Below are 3,982 nucleotides of genomic sequence, written 5' to 3'. Positions count from 1 at the left end.
ACCATCTGCACGCGGCCGCGGTAGGCGAGCGAGGCGCTTCGCTGCTCTCCGACGAGCACGTCCTCGCCGCCGAGCCGCAGACTCCCGCTGTCCGGCGCGTCCAGCCGCGCCAGCAGCCGGGCCAGGGTGCTCTTGCCACTTCCGGACTCGCCCACGAGCGCGACGATCTCGCCCCGCTCCAGCGTGAACGACACGCCGTTGAGCAGCGTGCGCCGGGTCCGCGAGAGGAAGCCTCCCACGGGGACGCTGCGCGACAATCCGGTGACCTCCAGCAGGGGAGGGCTCATCGGTGGTCTCCTCCGAGCGCGGCCCGCGCGGGCGTCGGCTCGGTGGCCGCGAGCGCGACGTCCGGTGAGGGCCCGGTCGCGTCGTTGGCGGTGAGATGGGGGAAGGACGACAGCAGCAGGCGCGTGTACGGGTGGCGGGCGTTCGTGCGCAGGCGCTGCGCGGTGTCCACCTCCACCAGCTGGCCACCCTGGAGGATGCCCACGCGGTCGGAGAGCGCGAGCAGCAGCGGCAGGTCATGGGTGATGAAGAGGACCGCGAAGCCCAGCCGCTGCTTCAGCTCCAGCATCCGCTGGAGCAGCTCCTTCTGCACCACCACATCCAGCGCGGTGGTCGGCTCGTCCATCACCACCAGCTTGGGCTCCAGCGCGAGTGCGAGCGCGATACCCACCCGCTGGCGCATGCCGCCCGAGAGCTGGTGCGGCCAGGCGTGCACCAGGTCCGGCGACAGCCCCACCATGGCCAGCAGCTCCCCCGCCCGTGCGTAGGAGGCCGCTCGCGAGGTGCGCCCGTGCGCCGCCAGCGTGTCGTGGAACTGCTCGCCCAGGGTGAGCACGGGGTTGAGCGCGCTCATGGCGCTCTGGAACACCATGGACACCTGGGACCAGCGGAAGGCGCGCAGCGCGGAGGCGTCGAGGGCGGTGACGTCCGTGCCGGCGAACAGGATGCGCCCCTGGGTGATGCGCGCGGCGGGCGGCAGCAGGCGCAGCAGGCCGAAGCCGATGGTGGACTTGCCGCTGCCGGACTCCCCGGCCAGCCCGAACACCTCTCCGGGCGCGATGTCGAACGACACCGAGTCCACGACGCGGGACGGGCCGCGCTCCGTCGCGTACTCGATGCTCAGCTCGCGCACGCTCAGCAGGACGCCGGGCGCCTGCGGCTCGGCCTGAGCGGTCGTCACCACCGGGGTGATGGGGGCCACCGCCGGAGGGGCCTTGAGCGCCGGGTTGGTCAGCTCGTCGATGGCGGAGCTGAGCAGCGTCAGCGAGAAGCCGACCAGCGCGATGCCCACGCCAGTGGGGACGAAGATCCACCACGAGCGCGTCAGCAGTGCCGCGTCGTTGGAGGCCCAGTAGAGGTTGGTGCCCCACGTCACCGAGCCCACGTCCCCCAGCCCGAGGAACTCCAGGCCCACCTGGGCCCCCACCGCGTAGAGCGTGTTTCCGATGAAGGAGGAGGCGAGCAGCGACGCCATGTTGGGCAGCAGCTCCCGCGCGATGATGCGGGCCCGGCTCTCTCCCGCCACCAGCGCCGCGGCCACGAAGTCCCGGTTGCGCAGGGACAGCGCCTCGGCGCGGAAGACGCGCGCGTTCCACGCCCAGCCCGCCACCGTCAGCACCGCCACCATCCGCAGCGGCCCGGACGGCAGGTACGCCCCCAGGACGATGGCCAGCGGCAGCCCGGGAATGACGAGGAACACGTTGGTGGTGAGCGACAGCGCGTCGTCCACCCGGCGGCCCAGGTAGCCGGCCGTCACGCCGATGAGCGCACCCACCAGCGTGACGAGCGCGCCCACCGCGAAGCCCACCGCGAGCGTCTCGCGCGCACCCACCACCGTCTGCGCGAGCACGTCCTGCCCCTGGCCCGTCGTCCCGAACAGGTGGGCGCGGGAGGGCGGCTGGTGGGGCCGGCCCACCAGGTCGCTCGGATCCATCACCAGCCACGGCCCCACCAGGGCCAGGACGAGGAAGAACAGCAGGATGCTCCCACCCACCGCGGCCTTCCGGTGGCGGAGCAGGCGTCGGAGGGAGTCACGCATGGGCGCGGGTCCTCGGATCCAGCCAGAGGCAGAGCAGGTCCACTGCGAAGTTGGCGGCGAGCACCGCCAGGGTGATGACCAGGAAGAGCCCCTGCATCAGCGGGTAGTCCTGGTTGCGCACCGCCAGGATGAGCAGGTACCCGGTGCCGGGGTACGAGAAGACGATCTCCGTCAGCAGCGAGCCGCTCAGCACGAAGCCCAGCGCCATGCCGAAGCTGGTGACGTTGGGCAGGAGCGCGTTGCGCGCGGCGTACCGCAGCATCACCTGCCGCGGCGGCAGCCCCTTCGCATGGGCCAGCCGGAGGGTGTCCGTGCCCAGCGTGGCCACCATGGTGTTGCGCATGCTCAGCATCCACCCGCCCAGCGTGGCCACCACGATGGAGGCCGCCGGCAGCACCGCATGCCTCGCCACGTCCAACGCGAAGGTGAAGGACAGCCCCGGCTCCAGGTCATGCGAGTACGCATGGCGCAGGGGGAACCAGCCGAGTCCGAAGCCGAAGAGGTACAGGGCCAGCATGGCCAGCCAGAAGTAGGGGAAGGCCCCGAGGAAGGCGAACACGGGCGCCGCCACCGAGTCCAGCCACCCGCCGCGGTTCCACGCCGCGAGCACCCCGAGCAGCGAGCCCACCGCGAAGCTGATGATGACCGCGACCCCGGCCAGCCCGAGCGTCCACACCAGCCCCGTGCCGATGACCTCCGACACGCGGGACGGGTAGTACGCGTAGGACAGCCCCAGGTCTCCGGTGAGCAGGTGCTTCAGGTAGGTGAAGTACTGCACGTGCAACGGGGCATCCGTGAAGCCGAAGGCGGCGCGCAGGGCCTCCATGGCCTCGGGCTGCACCCGGCCCTCGAAGCGCGCGAACATCGCGGAGGCCGGGTCGCCCGGGGCGAGCCGGGGGATGATGAAGTTCAGCGTGAGCGAGGCCCACGCCGCGATCAAATAGAAGCCGAGCCGTCGGAGGGCGTAGTGCATCGTCAGGGCTCTCTCGGGGCGAGCGCCGTCAGCACCAGCAGGCTGTCGGGCTCGGCATGGGGGGACAGGCGCGCGTAGGGATTCTTCGCGCTCGGGAAGCCGGTGAAGCGTCGGGAGCTGGCCTCGCCCCAGGCGGGGTTGGGGAAGAGGGGAATGGCCGGCGCCAGCTCGGAGAAGCGCCGCTGTACCCCGGCCATCAGGGCCTTCTGCTCCTCGGGCGAGGTCTCGGTTTCGAAGCGGATCAGCAGGGCGTCCGCCTCCGCGTCGCCGAAGCGGTGCCAGTTGGCCGCGGCCACCTCGCCCACCGGGCGCACCGTGCGCGGCGACAGCAGCCACTTGTAGAAGGTGTAGGGCGTGGGCCCGTCCAGCGACCAGGAGATGGCGAGCTGGAACTCCCCCTTCTGCAGGCGCGCGTACCAGGCGCCGAACTCGTACGTCTTGAGGTGGGCCTGGATGCCGAGCTTGCGCAGGTCCCGGGCCAGCACCTGTCCGGCGCGCACCCAGTCCGACCAGCCGCCCACCACCTCGATTTCGAGCTCCAGCGGCTGTCCGTCCGGCATCCGCCGCACGCCGTCCGGGCCGCGCTCGAGACCCGCCTCGTCCATCAGCCGGTTGGCGGCCGCCTCGTCGTGGCGCACCCACGCGCCCTTCGCGGCCTCCGCGTCCCGCCATGCCGTGTAGGAGTCATTGAGGGCCGTGGCGTCCGCCGGGCGCGTGTAGCCGTACATGGCGATGTCCACCAGCCGCTCCCGATCCAGCGCCATGCTCAGCGCCTTGCGCACGCGCACGTCGTCGAAGGGCGGCCGCGTGGTGTTCGGGTAGAGGAAGACGGTGCTGCCGAAGAGGGGGAACCAGCGCGCGTGGTGCTCCGGATCGCGGGAGACGAAGGTCCGGTCCACCGCGGGGACGAAGTTGCCGGCCCAGTCCACCTCGCCCTCCACCAGGGCCAGGTTGGCCTGGTCATT

At 71.7% G+C, this 3,982-nt stretch carries 4 protein-coding genes; all 4 read right to left on the bottom strand.

Annotation, left to right across the window (positions count from 1 at the left end):
* A partial coding sequence (locus VF697_RS06580; RefSeq protein ID WP_331092636.1) for an ATP-binding cassette domain-containing protein occupies nt 1-287 on the bottom strand: 287 nt, incomplete at its 3' end.
* Complete coding sequence (locus VF697_RS06575; protein ID WP_331092635.1) at nt 284-2,044, bottom strand: dipeptide/oligopeptide/nickel ABC transporter permease/ATP-binding protein; 1,761 nt, start codon at nt 2,042-2,044, stop codon at nt 284-286. The genes VF697_RS06580 and VF697_RS06575, both read right to left, overlap by 4 nt.
* Nucleotides 2,037-3,017: an ABC transporter permease gene (locus VF697_RS06570; RefSeq protein ID WP_331092634.1), complete on the bottom strand. Its 981-nt coding sequence runs from the start codon at nt 3,015-3,017 to the stop codon at nt 2,037-2,039. The genes VF697_RS06575 and VF697_RS06570 overlap by 8 nt, the downstream gene beginning before the upstream one ends.
* Before the next feature lie 2 nt (nt 3,018-3,019).
* Nucleotides 3,020-3,982 (bottom strand): ABC transporter substrate-binding protein (locus VF697_RS06565; RefSeq protein WP_331092633.1); only part of this gene is annotated, 963 nt, incomplete at its 5' end.

This window comes from Archangium sp. (genome assembly GCF_036388035.1).
Taxonomy (GTDB): domain Bacteria; phylum Myxococcota; class Myxococcia; order Myxococcales; family Myxococcaceae; genus Archangium.
Note: the sequence above shows the minus strand (reverse complement) of the source record. Positions and strands in the feature narration are given on the sequence as shown.

Coding starts and splice junctions, on each gene's coding strand:
- VF697_RS06575 (WP_331092635.1), bottom strand. CDS start 2,044: ATGCGTGACTCCCTCCGACGCCTGCTCCGCCACCGGAAGGCCGCGGTG.
- VF697_RS06570 (WP_331092634.1), bottom strand. CDS start 3,017: ATGCACTACGCCCTCCGACGGCTCGGCTTCTATTTGATCGCGGCGTGG.